Origin of the sequence: Candidatus Pelagibacter sp. FZCC0015 (genome assembly GCF_007833635.1) — a bacterium.
Taxonomy (GTDB): Bacteria; Pseudomonadota; Alphaproteobacteria; order Pelagibacterales; family Pelagibacteraceae; genus Pelagibacter.
The window spans coordinates 383,732-404,530 of the sequence record NZ_CP031125.1 but is presented as its reverse complement, the minus strand read 5'-3'; the positions used below and the strand labels follow the sequence as shown (position 1 = coordinate 404,530).

26 protein-coding genes and 2 tRNA genes are annotated in these 20,799 nt (G+C 28.9%); 17 read left to right on the top strand and 11 right to left on the bottom strand.

Annotation, left to right across the window (positions count from 1 at the left end; translation table 11 throughout):
- Positions 1–7: 7 nt before the first annotated feature.
- The 4 genes from yidC to rpmH are packed head-to-tail and all read right to left on the bottom strand — an operon-like array spanning position 8 to position 2,424.
- Positions 8–1,687, bottom strand: coding sequence for a membrane protein insertase YidC (gene yidC / locus DT059_RS02140; protein ID WP_145596361.1), 1,680 nt, complete (start codon positions 1,685–1,687; stop codon positions 8–10).
- Complete coding sequence (gene yidD / locus DT059_RS02135) at positions 1,687–1,938, bottom strand: membrane protein insertion efficiency factor YidD (RefSeq protein ID WP_023854406.1); 252 nt, start codon at positions 1,936–1,938, stop codon at positions 1,687–1,689. The genes yidC and yidD overlap by 1 nt, the downstream gene beginning before the upstream one ends.
- Positions 1,938–2,279 (bottom strand): ribonuclease P protein component, encoded by a 342-nt coding sequence (gene rnpA / locus DT059_RS02130; RefSeq protein WP_145596358.1) that lies wholly within the window; start codon positions 2,277–2,279, stop codon positions 1,938–1,940. The genes yidD and rnpA overlap by 1 nt, the downstream gene beginning before the upstream one ends.
- A gap of 4 nt (positions 2,280–2,283) precedes the next feature.
- Positions 2,284–2,424, bottom strand: coding sequence for a 50S ribosomal protein L34 (gene rpmH / locus DT059_RS02125; RefSeq protein ID WP_023854404.1), 141 nt, complete (start codon positions 2,422–2,424; stop codon positions 2,284–2,286).
- A 97-nt stretch (positions 2,425–2,521) separates the two neighbouring features.
- Between rpmH and DT059_RS02120 the strand changes: the two genes are divergently transcribed.
- The 17 genes from DT059_RS02120 to DT059_RS02035 all read left to right on the top strand — a co-directional run bounded on the left by DT059_RS02120 (position 2,522) and on the right by DT059_RS02035 (position 15,031).
- Positions 2,522–3,244, top strand: a complete 723-nt coding sequence (locus DT059_RS02120; RefSeq protein ID WP_145596356.1) for a TVP38/TMEM64 family protein — start codon at positions 2,522–2,524, stop codon at positions 3,242–3,244.
- Positions 3,245–3,418: 174 nt separating this feature from the next.
- The gene (locus DT059_RS02110) at positions 3,419–3,619 is read left to right on the top strand and encodes a hypothetical protein (RefSeq protein WP_145596354.1); all 201 of its coding nucleotides are present in this window, start codon (positions 3,419–3,421) and stop codon (positions 3,617–3,619) included.
- Between the two features lie 97 nt (positions 3,620–3,716).
- Positions 3,717–4,277 carry a dCTP deaminase gene (gene dcd / locus DT059_RS02105; RefSeq protein ID WP_023854401.1) on the top strand — a complete coding sequence of 187 codons (561 nt, stop codon included), beginning with the start codon at positions 3,717–3,719 and terminating at the stop codon, positions 4,275–4,277.
- Between the two features lie 3 nt (positions 4,278–4,280).
- Entirely contained in the window at positions 4,281–5,540 is a 1,260-nt protein-coding gene (gene murA, locus DT059_RS02100; protein WP_145596351.1) for a UDP-N-acetylglucosamine 1-carboxyvinyltransferase, read from the top strand.
- Entirely contained in the window at positions 5,540–5,932 is a 393-nt protein-coding gene (locus tag DT059_RS02095; RefSeq protein WP_240704613.1) for a DUF2948 family protein, read from the top strand. Before murA ends, DT059_RS02095 begins: the two co-directional genes overlap by 1 nt.
- 1 nt (position 5,933) lies before the next feature.
- Positions 5,934–7,217 (top strand): histidinol dehydrogenase, encoded by a 1,284-nt coding sequence (hisD, locus tag DT059_RS02090; RefSeq protein ID WP_145598033.1) that lies wholly within the window; start codon positions 5,934–5,936, stop codon positions 7,215–7,217.
- A 2-nt stretch (positions 7,218–7,219) separates the two neighbouring features.
- Positions 7,220–7,435: a translation initiation factor IF-1 gene (gene infA, locus DT059_RS02085; RefSeq protein ID WP_023854397.1), complete on the top strand. Its 216-nt coding sequence runs from the start codon at positions 7,220–7,222 to the stop codon at positions 7,433–7,435.
- Between the two features lie 4 nt (positions 7,436–7,439).
- Positions 7,440–7,514, top strand: a tRNA-Phe gene (locus tag DT059_RS02080).
- A gap of 80 nt (positions 7,515–7,594) precedes the next feature.
- Positions 7,595–7,807 (top strand): cold-shock protein, encoded by a 213-nt coding sequence (locus DT059_RS02075; protein WP_145596348.1) that lies wholly within the window; start codon positions 7,595–7,597, stop codon positions 7,805–7,807.
- Between the two features lie 233 nt (positions 7,808–8,040).
- Positions 8,041–8,115, top strand: a tRNA-His gene (locus DT059_RS02070).
- 4 nt (positions 8,116–8,119) lie between these two features.
- On the top strand, positions 8,120–9,514 hold the full coding sequence (gene hisS / locus DT059_RS02065; protein ID WP_145596346.1) for a histidine--tRNA ligase: 1,395 nt from the start codon (positions 8,120–8,122) through the stop codon (positions 9,512–9,514).
- Positions 9,492–10,544 carry an ATP phosphoribosyltransferase regulatory subunit gene (locus DT059_RS02060; protein ID WP_145596344.1) on the top strand — a complete coding sequence of 351 codons (1,053 nt, stop codon included), beginning with the start codon at positions 9,492–9,494 and terminating at the stop codon, positions 10,542–10,544. Before hisS ends, DT059_RS02060 begins: the two co-directional genes overlap by 23 nt.
- Positions 10,544–11,236 carry an ATP phosphoribosyltransferase gene (gene hisG / locus DT059_RS02055; RefSeq protein ID WP_145596342.1) on the top strand — a complete coding sequence of 231 codons (693 nt, stop codon included), beginning with the start codon at positions 10,544–10,546 and terminating at the stop codon, positions 11,234–11,236. The genes DT059_RS02060 and hisG overlap by 1 nt, the downstream gene beginning before the upstream one ends.
- A gap of 178 nt (positions 11,237–11,414) precedes the next feature.
- Positions 11,415–12,512, top strand: a complete 1,098-nt coding sequence (locus tag DT059_RS02050; protein WP_145596341.1) for a DNA recombination protein RmuC — start codon at positions 11,415–11,417, stop codon at positions 12,510–12,512.
- Between the two features lie 37 nt (positions 12,513–12,549).
- A complete protein-coding gene (locus DT059_RS02045; RefSeq protein ID WP_145596340.1) occupies positions 12,550–13,236 on the top strand; it encodes a hypothetical protein in 687 nt (228 codons plus the stop codon).
- 6 nt (positions 13,237–13,242) lie between these two features.
- A complete protein-coding gene (locus DT059_RS02040; RefSeq protein WP_145596338.1) occupies positions 13,243–14,679 on the top strand; it encodes an exodeoxyribonuclease I in 1,437 nt (478 codons plus the stop codon).
- A 34-nt stretch (positions 14,680–14,713) separates the two neighbouring features.
- Entirely contained in the window at positions 14,714–15,031 is a 318-nt protein-coding gene (locus DT059_RS02035) for a thioredoxin family protein (RefSeq protein ID WP_145596337.1), read from the top strand.
- On the opposite strand, the gene DT059_RS02030 is transcribed toward DT059_RS02035, so the two are convergent.
- Genes DT059_RS02030 through DT059_RS02000 form a run of 7 tightly spaced genes read right to left on the bottom strand, consistent with a single transcriptional unit; the run spans position 15,028 to position 20,796 of the window.
- Positions 15,028–16,296, bottom strand: a complete 1,269-nt coding sequence (locus DT059_RS02030) for a bifunctional folylpolyglutamate synthase/dihydrofolate synthase (protein WP_145596335.1) — start codon at positions 16,294–16,296, stop codon at positions 15,028–15,030. The two genes, DT059_RS02035 and DT059_RS02030, sit on opposite strands and share 4 nt — an antisense overlap.
- A complete protein-coding gene (locus tag DT059_RS02025) occupies positions 16,250–17,179 on the bottom strand; it encodes an acetyl-CoA carboxylase carboxyltransferase subunit beta (RefSeq protein WP_145596333.1) in 930 nt (309 codons plus the stop codon). Before DT059_RS02025 ends, DT059_RS02030 begins: the two co-directional genes overlap by 47 nt.
- Positions 17,176–17,976, bottom strand: coding sequence for a tryptophan synthase subunit alpha (trpA, locus tag DT059_RS02020; RefSeq protein WP_145596332.1), 801 nt, complete (start codon positions 17,974–17,976; stop codon positions 17,176–17,178). The genes DT059_RS02025 and trpA overlap by 4 nt, the downstream gene beginning before the upstream one ends.
- Complete coding sequence (gene trpB / locus DT059_RS02015) at positions 17,976–19,205, bottom strand: tryptophan synthase subunit beta (RefSeq protein WP_145596330.1); 1,230 nt, start codon at positions 19,203–19,205, stop codon at positions 17,976–17,978. The genes trpA and trpB overlap by 1 nt, the downstream gene beginning before the upstream one ends.
- Positions 19,195–19,824 (bottom strand): phosphoribosylanthranilate isomerase, encoded by a 630-nt coding sequence (locus tag DT059_RS02010; protein WP_145596329.1) that lies wholly within the window; start codon positions 19,822–19,824, stop codon positions 19,195–19,197. Before DT059_RS02010 ends, trpB begins: the two co-directional genes overlap by 11 nt.
- Positions 19,821–20,513, bottom strand: a complete 693-nt coding sequence (pyrF, locus tag DT059_RS02005) for an orotidine-5'-phosphate decarboxylase (protein WP_145596328.1) — start codon at positions 20,511–20,513, stop codon at positions 19,821–19,823. Before pyrF ends, DT059_RS02010 begins: the two co-directional genes overlap by 4 nt.
- Positions 20,503–20,796, bottom strand: a complete 294-nt coding sequence (locus DT059_RS02000) for an HU family DNA-binding protein (protein WP_145596326.1) — start codon at positions 20,794–20,796, stop codon at positions 20,503–20,505. Before DT059_RS02000 ends, pyrF begins: the two co-directional genes overlap by 11 nt.
- Positions 20,797–20,799: the final 3 nt, after the last annotated feature.

Genomic DNA, 20,799 nt, shown 5'->3' with positions numbered 1-20,799 from the left:
TTTTTAATTAGGTTACAGTTTTAACTGTTGTACGTTTCATTATTACAACCTGCTGAGCCATTGTTAAAATGTTATTAACTGTCCAATAAATTACTAGCCCACTTGGGAATGGTGCAAGAATTACTGTTAAAAATAAAGGGAAGAACATAAATATTTTAGCTTGCATTGGATCTGTTGGAGCGGGATTTAACTTTTGTTGCACCCACATTGATACCCCCATAGCAACTGGCCACGCTCCAATTACAAGGAAAGAAGGTACGTCATAAGGAAACAATCCAAATAAATTAAATATTGAAGTAGGATCCTTAGCACTTAAATCTTGGATCCAACCATAAAAAGGCATATGACGCATTTCTATCGTTACAAATAAAACTTTATACAAAGCGAAAAATACAGGTATTTGAATTAGAATTGGCAAACATCCAGACATGGGATTTACTTTTTCCTTTTTGTAAAGAGCCATCATTGCTTGTTGCAATTTCATCTTGTCATCTTTGTGTACTTCCTTAAGTCTTGCCATCTCAGGCTGAAGAGCTTTCATCTTAGCCATGCTTCTGAATGAAAAATTAGCAAGTGGAAAAAATGCTACACGAATACAAACAGTAACAGCAATAATTGCTAATCCATAATTACCAAATATTTTAAAGAAATATTCTAAAGCGGTGAACAAAGGACGTGTTAAAAAGTATAAGAATCCCCAATCAATTGTAAGATCAAATTTATCAATCTTTAATGATTCTGCGTACCCATCAATTACGTCAACTCTTTTTGCAGCTACTATTACTTGCAAGTTTTCTTCTATAGAGGAGTTTCCAGTTAACTCTAATGGTTCTGTTGTAACAAAGTTTATTCTGTACTTGTTTTTGTAATCCATCGTAGTTTTAAATTCTTTTTCTCTTGGTGGAATTAGAGTTGATATGTAATATTTATCTCCTAGACCTAACCATCCTTTTTGGGCAGTTCTTGAAAATTTTTTCTCTTCAATATCATCATAATCTTCCTCAATTAATTCTTCATCTAATGTAGCTATAGGGCCTTCATGAAGAATGTAAAAATCGGTTAAACCCTCTGGAATTTGATTTCTTATAATTTGTCCATAAGAATAGAAGTCATAGTTTTTATCAGTAGAATTTATAACTCTTTGTTTTATTGTGAATAAAAACTTATCGTCTAATGCAATTTCTTTTTCAAAAGTGATGCCTTGATCATTAGTCCAACTTAGTTTTATAGGAGATTGATCAGTTAATTTATTATTTCCAGAAACTGACCAAATTGAATCTGCATTTGGAATATCGATATTTTTATCAGTAGTTATAAAACCACTTTCTATTATATAGCCTTCTTTAGAGCTTCGTGGTGCAAGAAATTTTACTTTTTCATCGCTTTCTAAACTAACATTATATTCTTTGAAAGTTAGATCGTCTATTGCGGCCCCTTTTAATGAAATAGATCCAACAATACTTTGGTTTTCAAATTGAATTCTTTCACTTTGTTGTAATGCTTCTTCTCGTGAAATTTCGGTCACATTTTCTTTTTGATCAAGACTTGGTGCATCTGAATTCTGTTCAGTCTTAGTTTTTTCGGTTAAATTTTCCTTCGTTACAGGAGGTGGTGCAAAAAATAGCGAGTATAATATAATTACAGCAGCTGATAAACTTATGGCAGCAATTATATTTCTAGTTTCCATTATTTATTATCCTTCATTTCTTTTTTAACTGGATCAAACCCTTCGCCACCCCCTAAAAATTTTATTGGATGGCAGGATAAAATTCTTTTTATACTAATTAATAATCCTTTAAAAAAACCGTATTCTTTTAAAGCATCTATGCTGTATTCAGAACATGTTGGTAAATATCTACAAGAATGACCCAATAATGGACTAATCAAATATTTATAGGCTTTGATAAATTTAATTAAAATTAAAGTAAATATGTTCATTATTTTATTTTTGCAAAATCCTGAAAAAGAGTTTCTTTTATAATTTTGTATTCATTATTTAGCATAGAAGACTTAGCTATAACAAGAAATGAATAATCAAAGTTTATCTCTATTTTTTTAACTGCTTCATTCATGATGTTTCTTAATCTTCTTTTAATTTTATTTCTCTTTACTGCATTACCAATTTTTTTTTTAGTTACAAAACTGATATTTAGTCTTTTTTTATCTTTATTTATTAATTTTCCAAAAAAAATACTTACGTATTTATTGGAAATCTTTTTTTGTTTAAGTAAATTTTTAAATTCTTCGTTTTTTGAAAGAGCAAGTATTTTGCTTTTCATTATTCTATACAGAAACAGTTAGTGATTTTCTTCCTCTTGCTCTTCTTCTAGCCAAAAGCTTTTTACCACCTTTAGTTTTCATTTTTGAACGAAATCCGTGTTTTCGAGCTCTTTTTTTATTTGAGGGTTGATAAGTTCTTTTCATAATTAGATTTGATATAGTTTTTTATAATTTTTGCACCTTTATATTAGTAATAATTAAAATAGCAAATAGAAGATTAAGCATTAAAATAAGAAGAATCATGGAAAATACAAAAAAAATTAAAATATTTATTGGGTTATCTTATCTATTAATTATTTGTGTATTTTTGTATTTCTTTTTTTCAAAATTTAGTCTTTCAGAAATCACATCCTATGATTTTCTAAGAGATAACCAATCTTATTTTTTTGAACTTAAAAAATCTAACTTATTTTTAATTTCTATTATTTTTTTAGCATTAACTATTCTTTGGGTTTTCCCTTTTTTAGGATTTGGATCTCCAGTTGCTTTAATGGGAGGTTTTATATTTGGAAAATGGATAGGTACATTTGTTGTTGTTTTAGGCTTGAGTATTGGTGCTACTTTTTTATATATTTTTGGAAATTATTTTTTAAAACAGCTTATTAGAGAAAAGTTTTTAAATAAGTTTCAAAACTTGGAAATAAGATTTAAACAATCTGAATTTATTTATTTATTAATTTACCGTTTTATAGGTGGTATACCTTGGCAGCTGAGCTGTCTTTTACCAACCTTATTTAATGTTAAGGTTATAAATTTTTTCTTTGCTACATTGATTGGAATAATTCCTCAAATTTTTTTAGCAGTTTCTATTGGTAGTGGATTAGAAAAAATTATAGACCAAAATGCTGAAGTACCAGGAATAACTGATATAATATTTTCACCTGATATATATGTTCCTATTTCAGCTTTCTTTTTTTTAATTCTGATTACAATATTTTTGAGAAAGTTTTTTTATAAAAATTAGTGGTGCTCCCACCCTGTACTGACCAGGGAACTAGTCATTACCAATGACTTGTTATACCATTTAACTACAGGAGCTTAGAGACAAATTGTATTTTATTGATAATAAAGCATTTTTTTCAAATTATTGCCTTAATTTTTTGATGAATATGATTTATATCTATTTTAGGAAAATGTTATGGGAATTCATTACGACTACAAATCAACTAAAGGTAATAAGCTTATGGAAAAGCAAGCTAAAAGGGAAAGAAAGCTTGCTGAAAAAAAAGCTAAACGTTTAGCTAAAGAAGGCCCAAAAAAAGAAGAGGAAAAAGTACCTGCACTAGATCCCAATAAACCAATTTCTTTAGATTTCCTGACTAACCCAAACAAAGAATGAGTTCAAAAGAAAAAAATGAGCGTTTAAGCTTGGCGCTTAGAAAAAATTTGAAGAAAAGAAAAATTTTCCAAAAAAAAAATAAAAAGAAAAATAAATAATGTCAATTCAACCTGATTCTTGGATAAAAAAAATGTGCAAAGAGCACAATATGATAGAGCCATTTTTGGATCATCAAGTTTCTGAAGGTAAAATTTCTTATGGATTAAGTAGTATGGGATATGATGTAAGAATTTCCGATGAATATAGAATATTTACTAATGTAAATAGTTCTTTGGTTGATCCAAAGAATTTTTCTGATGATAACTTTATAGAACGAAAAGGACCACACTGTATTATACCACCAAATTCATTCGTATTAGCTAAAACAGTAGAATATTTTAGAATACCAAAAGATGTTTTATGTATTTGTGTTGGAAAAAGCACTTATGCTAGGACAGGAATTATCTGCAATGTTACTCCAATTGAAAATGAATTTGAGGGCAATATTGTAATTGAGCTAAGTAATACAACACCTAATCCTGCAAAAATTTATTCAAACGAGGGAATAGCACAATTTTTATTTTTCAAATCAGATACTCAGCCAGAAACAACTTATAAATCAAAGAACGGTAAATATCAGGGTCAAACTACAATTCAAGTTGCTAAGATTAAAAAGTAATTTATGGATAAATTTCTGATTAATGGCCCTTGTAAAATCAAGGGTAATGTTTCAATTTCAGGTTCGAAGAATGCATCTCTACCGATATTAGCTGCAACATTATTATTTGATAAACCTGTGGTTATCAAAAATTTACCAAGAGTTAGAGACATTAATACAATGTTAAATTTATTAAAGTCTCTTGGTTCTAAAATAATTTTATCAAGAGATAAAAAAACAGCAAAAATTATAAATAAAAAAAATATGAAAACTTTTGCAAGTTATTCTTTAGTCAAAACAATGCGTGGTTCTATTTTAGTTTTAGGTCCACTTATTTCAAAATATAATAAATCTAAAATCTCTTTACCTGGCGGATGTTTAATTGGTGCTAGACCAGTTAATTATCATCTATCAGCATTAAAAAAACTTGGTATGAAATATGAATTAAAAGATGGATATGTTCTTGCAAAATCAAAAGGAAAACTTAATGGAACAACTATAAATTTTTCAAAGATAAGTGTTGGGGCAACTGAAAATTCTATAATAGCAGCATGTTTAGCAAAAGGAAAAACAGTTTTAAAAAATTGCGCAATAGAACCTGAGATTAAAGATCTTACAAATTTTTTAAATAAAGCTGGAGCGAAAATAAAATGGAAAGGAAGAGTTTGTAAAATCATAGGCGTAAATTCTTTAAATGAAACTGAATATTCTGTAATGGCAGATAGAATAGAAGCAGGCACATTTTGTGTAGCTGCAACACTTGCAAAAGGTAATTTACAAATAAATAATTTAAATCCTAAAATTATTGGTACAGAAATAAAATTACTAAAAAAAGTTGGTGCTAAAATTAAAACTAGTGAAAATAAAATCTTAATTAAAGGACCTGAAAAAATAAAATCAATAAAAAGTATTAAAACTAAAGAGTTTCCAGGTATTCCTACAGACCTTCAAGCACAATTGATGGTTTTAATGTGCAAAGCAGTTGGCAAAAGTTCAATAACTGAAAGTATTTTTGAAAATAGATTTATGCATGTTGCAGAATTGCAAAGATTAGGAGCAAAAATAAATATTAAAAATAATACCGCTACAATAGAAGGAAATACTAAATTCATTGGTGCCGAATTAATGTCTAGTGATTTAAGAGCTTCTGTTGCTTTGGTTCTAGCAGCTTTAGTTTCTACTGGTAAATCATATATTAACAGAATTTATCACTTAGATAGAGGTTATGAAAAAATAGAGAATAAATTAAAAAAAATAGGTGTTAAAATTAAAAGATTAAAATAGTGAATAAATATTTAGCAAAAATAATAGCAAGCGACCAAGAAGGTTTACAAATGATTTCAGCTTGCAGTTCAGGGGCAAAGGTTAAAATTGCAGATATAAAATATCTCTCATCCAATAAAGTTTTTTTATTATCAATTGAAAGAACCAAGGTTGAAAGTGATCAGGAAGATAAAAAAATCAATAGCATTTGTAGGTTTGATTTTGTTGATAAAGTAAGATCAAAGAATATTGATCAATCAAATCAAGAAACAGTTTTAGAACTAATAGGTATAGATTATTTGAAAAATAATGATGTTTATGAAATAAATCTTATTTTTAATAATAATTCGCATATTGCTTTAACTACAGAAACTATTGAAGCAAGACTAGAGGATCAAAGTGAAATTAAATAATATGAAGATACTAAATAGTAAAAGTAAAAATTTTGATAAATTATTAGATAATTTGCTTTCACAGAGAAAAAAAAAAATTCAAACAGACTCTGTCTCTGTAACAAATATAATTAAAGAAGTTAAAAAAAATGGTGATAAAGCCCTATTAAAATACGAGAAAAGATTTAATCAAAACAACATAATTATTCCAAGCTCAAAACAAATAAAAAAATCAATAAATTCACTTGATAAAAAAGTAAAGAAAGCAATCGATACAGCTTATAATAGAATTTATAAATTTCATTCACTTCAAAAATTTAAAAATATTTCTTATACAGATAAATTAAAAAACAAACTTGAATATAAATATGTGCCTTTGGAGTCTGTTGCAATTTATGTTCCTGGTTCTACTGCTTCATACCCATCAAGTGTATTGATGAACGCTATTCCAGCAATTGTTGCAGGCGTTAAGAGAATAGTTATGATTAATCCAGGCTATAAAGGAAAACAAAATCCAGCCGTATTATACGCTGCAAAAAAATGCAATATAAAAGAAATTTATTCTATCGGGGGCCCTTCTGCTATTGCAGCAGTATCCTATGGGACTAAAAAAATTAAAAAAGTTCATAAAATAGTTGGTCCAGGAAACGCCTATGTTGCAGCTGCAAAAAAAGAAGTTTTTGGTGTTGTTGGAATTGAAGGTATGACCGCAGGCCCTTCAGAAGTTACAGTCGTTTGTGACAAATTCTCGAATGCTGAGTGGGTTGCAAGTGATTTAATTGGACAAGCTGAACATGATATCCTTGCACAATGTATTTTGATTTCAAAAGATAAAGATTTGCTAGATAAAGTAAAAATTGAAATTACTAAACAATTAAAAGAAATTCCAAGAGCTTCTGTTGCAAGAAGAAGTTTAATTAATAATGGAATTCTTATGCATGTTTCTTCAGACGCTAAAATAATAAGTGTAATAAATAAAATTGCACCAGAACATTTAGAATTAAATATTAGAAATTATAAATCGTTAGTTCCAAAAATAAAAAATTCAGGATCAATATGTTTAGGAAAATATGCAGTGATGGCAATGACTGATTATAATGTTGGATCGAACCATGTGTTGCCAACTAATGGTTCTGCAAAATACTCAAGCGGTATAAGTGTAAATGAATTTTATAAAAGGATTTCATACATAAACTTATCAAAAAAGGGTATTGAAAGTCTTGGACCATCAGTTATAACACTTGCAAATTATGAAGGGTTGGTTGGACACGCTCAATCTGTAGTAAAACGAATAAGGAGAAAATAAATTTGTCAAAACAAGACTTACTGGAATTTAAAGGTACAGTGATAGACCTACTTCCGAACGCTATGTTTAGAGTAAAATTAGAAAATGGACATACTGTTACTGCCCATACAGCTGGTAAGTTAAGAAAAAACAGAATTAGAGTTCTCCAAGGTGATAATGTAACAGTTGAAATGACACCTTACGATCTTACTAAAGGAAGAATTATCTTTAGGGGATAAATAAGGCTGAGTAGCTCAGGAGTAGAGCAGAGCCCTGAAAAGGCTTGTGTCGGAGGTGCGAATCCTTCCTCAGCCACCACCACAAAGTTTCATCTTGAAATAATCGTAAAAGAAATTACCTTTAAGAGAAAATAAATAACAAAAGGACTAAGAAATAAGATGAGTACACTTACTGGAAAAATTAAATGGTATAATGGTAAAAAGGGTTACGGTTTTATTGAAAGAGATGATAAAGAAAAGGACGCGTTCATACATGCTTCAGCAGTTAAAGCTGCTGGTATGAGATTTCTTAATGAAGGTGATAAACTAGAATTTACATTAGAAGATGGTCCCAAAGGTCCTTCTGCGGTAAACATAAAGAAAATCGACTAATTTAATATTAAAATTTCAAAGGGCGTTTTATCTATTAATTAGATAAACGTCCTTTTTTTATTTAAACCTTGAATATTTATTTTTTTTGTCTAAAAGGCTGCTCATGAATATAAATATTACATACAGAAAGACTTTTAGAAGTACTCACAGAAACTGTTTCCATAGCCAGTAGGCTATTTATTTATATTATAATTTTAAATCCACATAAAATAAGATAAAAACAAAGAGGATAAGCCCGGGTGGTGTAATGGTTAGCACGGAAGTTTGTGGAACTTTAAGTTTGAGTTCGACTCTCAGCCCGGGTACCAAAAAATGAATAAAGAAAAAAAATTAATTCCTGGATTACCTTCAGGATTTGAAGATCGTTGGGATAAAAAACTTCTTCTCAAAAAAAAGCTTTTAAAAGCTATTGAGAATAATTTTATTAAATTTGGAGCAGAGGCTCTGGAAACCCCTTCGTTTGAGATAAGTGAAAATATAGGATCTTTTTTGGCAGAAGATGACTCCAATCCTATGTCTGGTGTATTCTCATTTGAGGATGGAGAAAAGAGCATTACTCTTAGGTATGATCTTTCAAGCCCACTAGCTAGATTTGTTGCTCAAAATAATCAAGAGCTTCCATCAATCTTTAAAAGGTATGCTATTCAAAATGTCTTTAGAAATGAGAAGGCTGGTAACGGAAGGTACAGAGAATTCATGCAAGCAGATTTTGATATCGTGGGAAACGTTAATTCTGCGCAAGCAAATGCAGAGCTTTGCAATTTAATATCAAGTACTTTGTTAGATTGTGGTCTAAAAAAAGATCAATTTACAATCAACGTTAGTAACAGAAAAATAGTTCAAGGATTAATTGATGATTTAAAAATATCAAAAGAAAAGCAAGTAAAAGTAATTAGAGCGATTGATAAATTAGATAAACCAGGTTTTGGTTTAAAAGGTGTTGAAGATCTCCTTAAAAAAGAGAGAAAAGATATAAGCGGTGCAATCACTAAGGGTGCAGATCTAAACGATGAACAAGCATCTGAAATACTTAATTTTTTAAAAATTAATGATTTAAAAGAATTAAAAGAAACATTAAAAAATCCATTGTCTCAAGAAGGTATAAAGGAATTAGAACAAGTATTTGAAGTATTAGGTTACAGTTCAAATTTGAACCAGGTCAAAACAAATTTTACAATTGTTAGGGGATTAGCTTATTATTCAGATTTCATTGTTGAAACAAACCTAAATTTTAAAGTTACAAACAACAAAGGTAAAGAGGTCGATATAGGCAGTATTTGTTCTGGAGGAGCCTATGCAAAATTAATCTCGAGATTTAAAGGTGTGGATATTCCAGGCACCGGAATTAGTTTTGGAGTTGATCGATTGTTATTTGCTTTGATGCAATTAGATCAAATTAAAGTAGATAGTCAAAAACCAGTTTTAGTTTGTGTAATGGATGAAAAATATCTTAAAAATTATTATGAAATTTTAGATCTATTAAGAAATAATAATATCAATGCTGAAATTTTTTTGGATACAAAAAAAAATTTAGGTAAACAACTAACCTTAGCAAATAAACGTGAGTTGGATGTTGCAATAATATGTGGTGAAAATGAATTTAATGAAAATTCAGTCACAATAAAAAGCCTCAAAGGTGTTAAGGGTGAAAACAATAAAACATTTCCAAAAGAAAATTTAATCGATGAAGTCAAAAAACTTATCTGAAAGTATCCTTAGATCAGTAAAATCTAAGGGTTTTAAATATATTGATTTACCTTCAGTAATTGAGGCTAATCACATTGTTCAAAGATCGGGAGAAAACTTTAGAAAATTTATCTTTTCTTTTACGGATCAGAATGGAAGAGAGTTATGCTTAAGACCAGATTTAACGATTGCATCTTGTTTAAGATATTTAGAAAATAATTTAAAGGGTAAGGAAAAAATTTTTTATAGTGGTCAAGCTTATCGAAAATCACAAAATAAAAAAGACTCAATCATAAGAAATCAAATTGGATTTGAAATTTTAGGATCTAAGGATGAGAAAAATGACGATAAAGAAATTATAAATACATCTATTAAATCACTTCAAAATATCAAATATTCGTCTGGAACACTCACTATTGGAAATGTTGAAATATTTAATTTATTAATTTCAAAATTAGACATTCCAAAGAGATGGAAGCTAAGATTGGCCAGACACTTCTGGAGAGAAGAATATTTTAATGAGTTGTTAAAAAGATTAGAAACTAATTCAGATGTTGATCCAACAATTGTAGAAATAGATAAAAAGCGTTACGTGAAAATGCTTAAAGAAGATTTATCAAATGTTGTGGCAGGAAGAACAATTAATGAAATATTAAAAAGGTTTGATCAGAAAATAAAAGATCCTAGAAGAGCTAGTAAAGGAAAAAATGTTTCAAAAATAATAAAAGATTTTCTAAATATAAAATGTCCAATAAATAAAGCAGCCATAGAGTTAAATAAATTTTTTAAAAAAAACAGAATAAATTTAGCTGTAGATCAAAAATATTTTCCAATTTCCAATAATAGGGTTTCAAAACTAAATGTAGTATTTTCAGCATCCTTTGGAAGGCAACTAGAATATTACACCGGAATGGTCTTTAAAATTGATATTAAATCTAAAAACTCATTAAAAAACATAATAAATGGTGGTCGTTATGATGGTTTAATTTCTGACTTAGGATCAAAAAAACAAACCCCAGCAGTTGGTGCTGCTGTAAATTTAAATTACTAATGACAAAAAATATTTTAAATATTGGAATTCCAAGTAAAGGTAGACTTAGAAAAGATGTTTTAAATATTTTTAAAAAAAAAAAATTAAATCTCATTTCTGAAAGAGGAGAAAGAGATCTTTTAGGATCAATAAAGCAATTTAAAAATATTAATATTTTATATCTTCATGCAAGAGAGATTATAGAAAGACTGGGAGACGGATCTTTGGATATAGGTTTTTCCGGCTTTGATTTATTGAAAGAGAGTGAAATAAATACTCAAAAGAAAATTAATGTTATTAAAAAGTATGATTTTGGTAAAGCTACATTGGTAGTTGCAATCCCAGATCCTTGGATAGATGTACAAACAGTTGCAGATTTAGAAGAAATTGCATTTGAATTTAAAGATAAGAAAAAGAAAAGATTAAGAGTTGCAACAAAATATCCAAATTTAACAAGGGAATTTTTGTTTTCAAAGGGTGTTACTCAATTTAAATTAATTGATAGTTTAGGTGCAACTGAAGCTTATCCTTTCACAGGCTCTTCGGAGATAATTACAGATATCACGTCTACTGGGGAAACTTTAAAAGCAAACAATCTACGTATTTTAAAGGATGGAGAAATATTAAGATCAGAGGCCTGTATGATGATTTCTAAGTCATCCAATAATAAAATGGGTCTTAATAAAATAGTAAAATTATTTTCTAAAAATTAAGTCTTTCCAATAAATTAGTATAATTTTGATAATATCTAGATTTCTAATAATTGCATAAAGTGCAACAATAACACAAATAATAAAGAATATTTTTAATACTAAAATTAGTTCCATAAAGTATTTTTAAATATTTAAATACATTAATCAAATATTTACGATAAAATAAAAAATTAGAATCATGGATAATATATTGTTAATTTTACTAGTTTTGTTATTAGGCGGTGTTTTAGCTATCCTTTACCTAAATTTAAAAACTAAGCCAAAAGATGAAAATGAAAACAAAGAAGCTGAGGAAATAGCTAATTTAAAATCAGAAATATCAAGTTTAAAAGATACCTTAAACACTACAATCAATAGCTCACTTGGTGCAATGTCGACTTCATTTAACAACCTATCAACCGGGGTTACTAAAGATATGACTGAAACTTTAACTAAGGTAGAGGAAAAGGTTGGTAATTTTAATCAACAAGTTCAACTATTAAATCAAAGCCAAGAGGGGATAACTAAAATTTTAGCTGGAGTTAAGAAATATGGAACTCTTGCAGAATTTAGCTTAGATGCTCTAATTAAAGATTTGCTACCAGCCTCTCAATTCATGACGAATGTTAAAATGAAAGAGGAAACTAGTGAAAATGTTGAATTTGCAATAAAGCTTCAAGGAGATGTTTTAGTTCCTGTTGATAGTCATTTTCCAGTAGAAAAATTCAAAGCAATTACCGATGGTCATGACGCGGAAGACAAAAGGGCTGTAGCAGATGCTAGAGCAAAATTAGCCTCAGCGTTTAAAGCAAAAGCTAAAAGTATTAATGAAAAATATATTGTTCCACCAAAAACTACTGATTTTGCAATTGTATATGCTCCTACAGAAAGCTTATACAAAGAGTTAACTGAATACCAAGATCCAAGTACAAAAGAATTATTAACTCAAGAGTTAATGAAAAAATATAAAGTTGTAATATGTGGACCTAATACTCTTTCTGCTTACCTACAATCTTTACATATGGGATTTCAATCATTGAAAGTACAAAAAGGAGCAACAGAAATTTATAATCATTTGAAAACAATCAGTACAAGATTTTCTAAACATTTTGACAACATTATAGTTCTTAGAAAAAAATTAGAAGATGCTATGGGAGTTGTTGATAAATTTGGAACGGATGCAAGATCAATTTCAAGAACTTTAGATAACATTAAAGATCCCGAGCAGGTTGAGAAAGCTGTACAAACTGAAAACGTGGAAAAATTTGTTGAACGAAATAGGCAGCTTAAAAATTAATTTCTTTTTTTTCATAATAACGTCTATAAGAATTCTCATGCAGTGGAATCAAAAATATGATTATCCAAAATCTTCTAGAGCAACAGTAGACGGAATTAGAAGGTATTTGTTAGGAGAAGCTAAACTTCCATCAGTTACCAGTATTCTTGATCAAACTCGTTCTGAGGAAGATAAGGCAGCTCTTGCAAATTGGAGAGAAAGAACTGGGCAAAAAGAGGCTGAGGCAATTACAAAAGCAGCAAGTAGTAGAGGGTCTCAAATGCATAATTATTTAGAGTCTTATTTGCTTGGAAGAGAAAATTTAAGTTTTTTTGAAGATAACGAACAATACAAATTAATGGCTAAAGAAATTATAGAAAAAGGTTTGAAAAATAGATTGGATGAAATTTGGGGTGTTGAGTGTACTCTTTATTACCCAGATAAGTATGCAGGTACTGCTGATTGTGTTGGAGTGTATGAAGGAAAAGAAACAATCATTGATTTTAAACAAAGCAATAAACCAAAAAAAGCCGAGTATATCGACTCATGGCTTCTTCAAACAAGCGCATATTCATTAGCACATAACATTGTGTATAACTCCAATATCACTTCTTGTGTAATTTTGGTTTGCACAGTAGATAAATTATTCCAAGAGTTTAAAATTCAAGGGCATGATTTAATTGTTTATCAAAATTTGTTTTTGGGAAGATTAAAAAAATTTAATGAGCTATCGAATTTAACTTAGGATTTTATGGATAAAATAGTAATTTACGATACAGAAACAACCAATAGCACAATTTGGGGCTCAATAATTGAGGTAGGTGCTGTAGTTGTTGATAAAAACTTAAAAGAAATTGGTAAGCTAAATATTCGTGGGCGTATGCCTGAGGGAGAAGTGCCTTCAGCCAAAGCGTTACTTGTTAACTCAACAAGTATTGATTTACTTACAAAAGGCAATTACTCGCATTATGATTTTTTAGGAGCTGTAGAAAACTTCTTCTCAAAAGCTGCACCAGCATTGTTCATGGGTTGGAGTAATTTAAATTTTGATAGACGAATGTTTCATTTTAATTTTTTCAAAGGAAACAGATATCCTTACATCACACATTCTTCACCAAATAAAGAACATGATGGTTTACATGTTGCAAGAGTGGCTCAAACCTTAAATCCTGAAACATTAAAGACTGAATTAACAGAAGCTGGAAATGAAAGTCTCGCCCTAGAAGGCTTAGCTAGACAACAGGGATTTGATACATCTCAACAACACACAGCTTATCATGATGCGTTCACAAGCTTAAAAATTCTCAGAATTATTAAAGATAAACACAAAGATAATTGGGAAAATTTCTTAAGCACATCGACAAAAAATAGCGTTGAAACTATTTTAAAAAGTGAGGGGATTTATTCAATATTTGAAAATGTTAAAGGAAAAAATATGATGTACCTTGTCTCTACATTGCATCCAGATCATTGTTTTCATCCATCATATGCATCTTGGGGATATTTATTTGATTTAAGAAGAGATCCTGAACCATTATTAAATTTGTCAGTAAATGATCTTAAAGTTTATTTAAAAAAGTTTAGTCCAAAAGCACTTAGAGTAATCAAAACAAACAAAGCTCCAGTTGTTTTAGATAAAAAGTTTGCATTAAAGGAAAAGGCATACGCAGACTTAGATTTAGAAACCATCCAAAAAAGAGCAAAAATGGTTAGAAATAGTGAAAATTTTTGTAAAAATATTCAAATTATTAATAGAGAAGCAGCTGAGGAAAAAGCTCAAACTCAAACTCAAGAAGATTTATTACCAGAGGAAACTCTATATGAAAAATTTATTCCTAATAAAGATACCCAATTGTTTAAAACTTGGCATAGTTCGTCTTGGGAAGATAAATTAAGAATGTTAGATAAATTTACAGATAAAAGATGTAGTTGGTTTGGTCAAAAAATTATTTATCAAGAAGCACCACATATTTTGCCACCAGATTTATATAAAAATATAAAAAGCGAAATTGCCAGAAGAATTTTGAGTAAAAATAGAGAAAAGTGGCAAACTATAGGAATGGCCTATCAAGAAATTGATACCTTAAGAGATCAAGCATCAAATCGAGATGATGAAGAAGAACTAAAAAAATTAGATGAAATAAATGAATTTATTATGTCTATAGAAAAAAAATATGAAATTGCCTAGTTGACTTTAAGGCTCTAATTAATAGAAAGAACATATGCTTACAAATTTTAAAGATGAAGATTTTGATACTAAAATTAAAAATGAAGATATTTCAGTTATTCAGTTTTCAGCTGAGTGGTGTGGTCCATGTAAGGCACTAAAACCAGTAATGGATAAATTATCAGACGAATACAAAGATAAGGCAGGTTTTTATTATGCTGATGTTGAAGATGGTGGAATAAATACTGGAAGTGCTGCAGGGATTAGAGGTGTTCCAACAGTTATTATCTATAAAAAAGGTGTTGAAGTAGATAGAAAAGTTGGTGGAGTTCCTGAAAGTCATATGAAAGAATTTTTAGATAAAAATATCTAATTTAAATTTAAAACTTCACCTGCAAGATATAACGATCCTGTAATTAGTATTATATCGTTTTCCTTGACTGGAATTGACTTGAGAGCGTCCTCTATACTTTCCTTATAATTAATATTTGAAAAGCCATTTAGCTTATCTTTAAGCTCTTTTCCTTTAATTGAATTAGGTTGATTGGGTATATCTATTATTGTTAATGAAGCAATATCCTTAAAGAAACTCATATACTCATTATGATCTTTATTAGCCATCATTCCAAGAATGATATGTTTATTGCAATCTAAACTTTCTAGGTATTCATTCAAAACTTTTGCACCCAAAGGATTATGAGATCCATCAACAAAAAGTTTGTGATCTTTTACAAGCGCTTTAAGTTTTCCAGACTTAATTTCTTGTAGTCTTGCAATACTGTTTATTTTTAAAACACCTTTTTTTATGTGATCATCTTTAATATTTAAATCTTTTAAAGTTCTCAGAGTTGCAATAGCAGTTGAAACATTTTCTAATTGAAATTGACCTTTAACGTTTGGCATAGGTAATTTTATTCCACCAAATTGATCTTCATAATAAAAGAAGTCATTTTCTTGGATTGTAAAACTATAATTTTCATTATGAAAAACTTTATTTGATTCATTATTTGATATTGTTTTTTTAATATTATCCGTGATTTTTTTATTGCTTTGTTTTGCTACTATAATATTTGAGTTTAAAAGGCTTGATGTTTTTTCAAAAATAATTTTTTCAAGAGTTTGCTCATTTTCAGGTAACCAATCTAAATGATCAAGGCCAATAGATGTTACAACGCTAGCAAGATTATTTTTTAAGATATTAGTAGCATCAAATCTAAAAAATAATCCACTTTCAATTAAATTAATATTATCGGGGTATTGTGATGCTCTTAAAAAATATGCTGCAGTTAGTATTTCAAAAAAAGTAATTGATTCACCTTTGTTAGCATTTTCAATTTCTCCAAGTAAATCTGCTAAATCTTCATTATTCAATTCTTCATTATTAAAAACAAATCTTTCATTAATATTTTTGATATGAGGACTAGTGTAGATATTGCATTTGAAATTTGCTTCCTTTAAAATCGCAAATATTGCTTGGATGGTTGAATATTTTCCATTAGTGCCAACAATAGAAATTGCTTTTATTTTATCTTGAGGATTTCCTAATTTTTTGCAAAGATTTTGAATACGATCTAGACTTAAATCTATTTCTTTAGGATGCAGCTCTTGTAAGCGACTGACTATCTTCCGAATTTTCATTTTGTTCAGCACTTATATCAGAATTTTTCTTTAACAATATTGATAATAAAATTCCAATTTTTGATGCAAGTTCTTTACGCTCAACAATTAAATCAACAAAACCTGTTTTTTCTACATATTCACTTTTTTGGAAACCCTCAGGAAGTTCTTCTTTAACAGTTCCTTGAATTACTCTTGCACCTGCAAATGCAATTAAAGCACCTGGTTCTGCAATATGAATATCACCTAACATCGCGTATGATGCAGTAATACCCCCTGCTGTTGGATCAGTTATGCAAACCAAATATGGAAGTCTGTTTTTTTTTAATTCATTAATTGCAAGTGTTGTTCTTGTCATTTGAGATAAAGAAATTAAACTTTCCATCATTCTCATTCCTCCTCCAGCACTAATACACAAAAACGGTGTTTGATTTTCTATTGCATGTTGTATCCCATATAAAAAAGCTTCTCCCTCTGCGGCAGCCATAGAAGCACCTAAAAAATCAAAATCAGAGGCTACAGCTGTAATTTTAATATTATTTATTGTTCCAGAAGCAACCATCATTCCACATTCTAATCCTGTTTTTTTTCGAGCACTTTTCAATCTTTCTTTGTAAGGTTTAGAATCTGTCCAATTAAGCGGATCATCTTTTGGTATTGGAGTTTTGAAAATTTCGTAATTGTTTTTTCCAAACAATATATCAAATCTTTGTCTTGGCTTTATTCTATGATGTTTATTACAATCAGGACAAACCCAAAGATTTTTTTCTAAATCAGTTTTAAGAATAGGGCCTCTGCAACATGAAGTCCAATCACTTTTTGCGATATCTTCTTTAGTTGCTCTATCTCGGATAGCAGTTTTAATTTTTTCACCCGCTTTAATTATTTTTGTTATCCAGTTCATTGAATTTTATTTTTTAATCTTTTAACGATATTAGTAACATTTGTGACCGTATTTTGTCTCTTTTCAATTGATTTAGAGATTTCCTTGCAAATTGCACTACCAACCACCAAACCATCGGCTTTTTTTAGAGATTTGATTGTTTTTTCTGTAATACCAAAGCCAATGACAATATTTTTTGATTTATTTTGTTTTTTTATTTTATTGTATTTCTCTAATATTTTCTTTGGAGACACTTTAAGCTTTCCACCTGTGGTAGATAGCATACTTATATAATAAATCATATCATGAGAATCTTTTATTATTTTTTTTAATCTTATCTGTGAAGTTGTTGGTGAAACTAATTGAACAAAAGTTATTCCTTTCTTTTTGCATTTTGATGCAAAACTTTTATTTTCGGGATAAGGTAAATCGACAACTATTAAACCATCAACTTTTGATTTTTTGCATTTTTCTAAAAATTTATTTTCTTTATATTGATAGATCATGTTGTAATAGCCCATCAGTATAATTGGTTTATTTTTTTTTATTTTTTTAAATTTTTTTGCAATTAAAAATACATCATTAATTTTAATACCATTTTTAATTGCCCGGTAAGCACTTGTTTGTATTTGTCCACCATCAGCTATAGGAGTGTTATGTGGAAAACCTAATTCACAAATATCTGCGTAATTAGATATTGATTTTAATATTTCTAAAGATTTTTTTTTAGTATTATCTCCAGCAACAGTATATGTCAGTAAAGCTGGTCTGTTCTCTTTTTTTGCAGCTGTGAAAGCTTTGCTAATTAACGAATTCATTAATTTTTACCCAATCTTTCTCTTAAAATATCTCTATCTTTTTTAGCATCACCACAAGAGTTAACGATTATGATTGTATCTTTACTTAATTTTGGTGCAATTTTTATCGCTTCAGCAAATGCATGACTAGGTTCTAAACTTGGATTAAGTTTTTCAAATTTAGTTACCATCACATGTGCTTTTAGCGCTTCTTCATCAGTTGCGTAAGTGTATCGGGCTCTTTTTGTATCTTTTAAAAAACAATGTATAGGACTTACACCTGGGTAATCCAATCCAGCACTAATCGACTCAGTATCATTAATTTGACCTTCATTGTTTTGACAAACATAAGAAGCTGCACCATGTAAAATTCCAATTTTAGCATTTCTACTTAAAGGAGCGGCATGCAGTTTTGATTTTTTTGGACCTCCAGCCTCTACACCAATTAGCTCTATTTGAGATTTGTTAAAATCTATAAATTCACTCCAAAAACCATATGCTGAACTTCCACCACCTACACAGTTAATTAATTTAATTTTTTTTGGAATTTTTTTGAATTCCTGTTTGATTTGAATTTTTAATTCTCTTGAAATTTGTGCCGTACTCCATCCACAAATTTTAACAAATATATTTGGACCAACAGTACTTCCAACACACATATGTGTAGTGTCACAATTTGATACCCAATATCTCATACACTCACTTACTGCATCCACCAAGGTCTGGCTGCCTGAATATACAGGAACTATTTCAGCACCATTTTTTCTCATAGCATCACAATTTGGTTTTTGTCTTTTGATGTCTTTTGCACCCATGAAAATTTTACATTTAAGACCAAATTTCTTTGCAGCCATACTTAACATTTTACCAGCATAACCAGCACCAGTGTCACCAACTATATATTTTTTTCCCATAGCCTTACAAATTAAAGCATGAACAGTTGCATTGTATATTTTGTGGGCACCACCATTAGCCTCTGATACAACTTTAGCCCATATTTGAGCACCGCCTAAATGATTAGATAAATTTTCCAATTTTACTAATGATGTTGGTGATCCTATATAATTCTTAAAATAATAATCTCTCTTTTTTAAAAATTTCTTATTATTTCTTAATTTTGAAAATTCCCGTGTTAAGTCCTCTACAGGTTTTTTTAAAGTTTCAGGAATAAAACTTCCTCCAAATTTTCCACCCCAAAAACCGTTATGATCATGCTGATCAATTAGAGGAATTTTTTTTTTAAGTTTCATTTTTTAATTTATTTAAATTATTTAAAAAAATATCTATTTTGGATGTATCTTTTAATCCAGAAGTTTCTAAGCCTCCAGATAAATCTAAATAATTAGCAATTTTCTCATAATTTTTTAGATTATCATCGAATTTTATATTACCAGCTAGCATTAATTCCTTATTTAATTTAATATTTTTAATCAAGTTATGATCAAAGCTCTGACTTTTTTCATAACCTTTGCTATCAAATAAATATAAATCTGTTACCTCAGCAAATGATTTATACTTAAGAACATCAGACTCATCTTTGATTGTCAAAGCTGTAATAATCTTTTTTTGATATTTTTGTTTTATACTTTTAATTGCATCAGGAGTGCAGTCATACAATTGATAATAATCAAAAGGTAAACTTTTAATTTCTTCTAAAATCTCATTGTTAGGTTTTACTAAAACAGCAACAAATTCACTTTTGTTTTTTTTAACATTTAACAATTTTTTTAGAGAGTTAATTTCCACATATCTTGAGCTTTTTTGGTAATTACAAATGAAGCCAATAAATTTTGGAGGGTATGAATGATTTAAAATATAATTTAAAGTATTAAAATCTTTTATACCACATATCTTACAACCTTTAATCATTTGTTTAAATGATCAGCAAGTTTTTTAGTATTATTTTTTATATTACCTTTTGTAAGAGATCTTCCAATAACAATACCAGAAACCTTATTTTTAAAAGCCTGTTTAGGCGTCATAATTCTCATTTGATCATTTGAACTATCACCAGGTAATCTTATTCCTGGAGTTATGATCAATAAATTTTTGTATTTTTTACGAACCATTAAAGCCTCTTGAGCAGAACAAACTATACCATCGCATCCTGATTTTTTAATTAATGCTGCTTGTTTTAAGACTAATTGTTTTACGTTTTTTGTATGACCTATCTCTTTAAGAGATTTATTATTAAGGCTTGTTAGGATTGTAACTCCTAAAACTTTTAAATTTTTATTTATTTTTTTTACCTTTTTTTTTATTGATTTAAGCATTTCCAATCCACCATTTACATGGACTGTTATATACCTGCATTTTTTTAAGTCTTTTAAGCTATCTATTGCCGACAAAGCTGTTTGTGGAATATCATTTATTTTTAAATCTAACCAAAAGTCATTTTTAATGTTTTCTAAGAATTTTCTACCCTGTTTAGAATAAAAGAACTGAAGACCAAATTTTGGAATAATTTTAAGTTTGTTTGTTCTAGTTTGGGAAATTATTTTTTTTATTTTCTTTAGATTTGAGGTATCACAAGCAACAAATATAGTTTTATTCTTCATTATTATTTAATTTTTTAAACAAGTCCTTTGACATTTTAAAGTGAATTGTTTTTTTTTCAGGCGTATTAACTTTCTCCCCAGTTTTTGGATTTCTTGATATCCTAGCCTTTTGTATATTAGTTGAAAAAATTCCAAAACCTCTTAATTCTACTCTGTCCCCTCTTTTAAGAGCTCTTTTAATTTCTAGTAAAATGATATTTGTAAATTTTTCAAGATCTTTTTTAAGGAAATTTGGATAGTTATTTGAGAGTTGTTTTAAAAGCTTTGATTTTACAATAGCCAAATT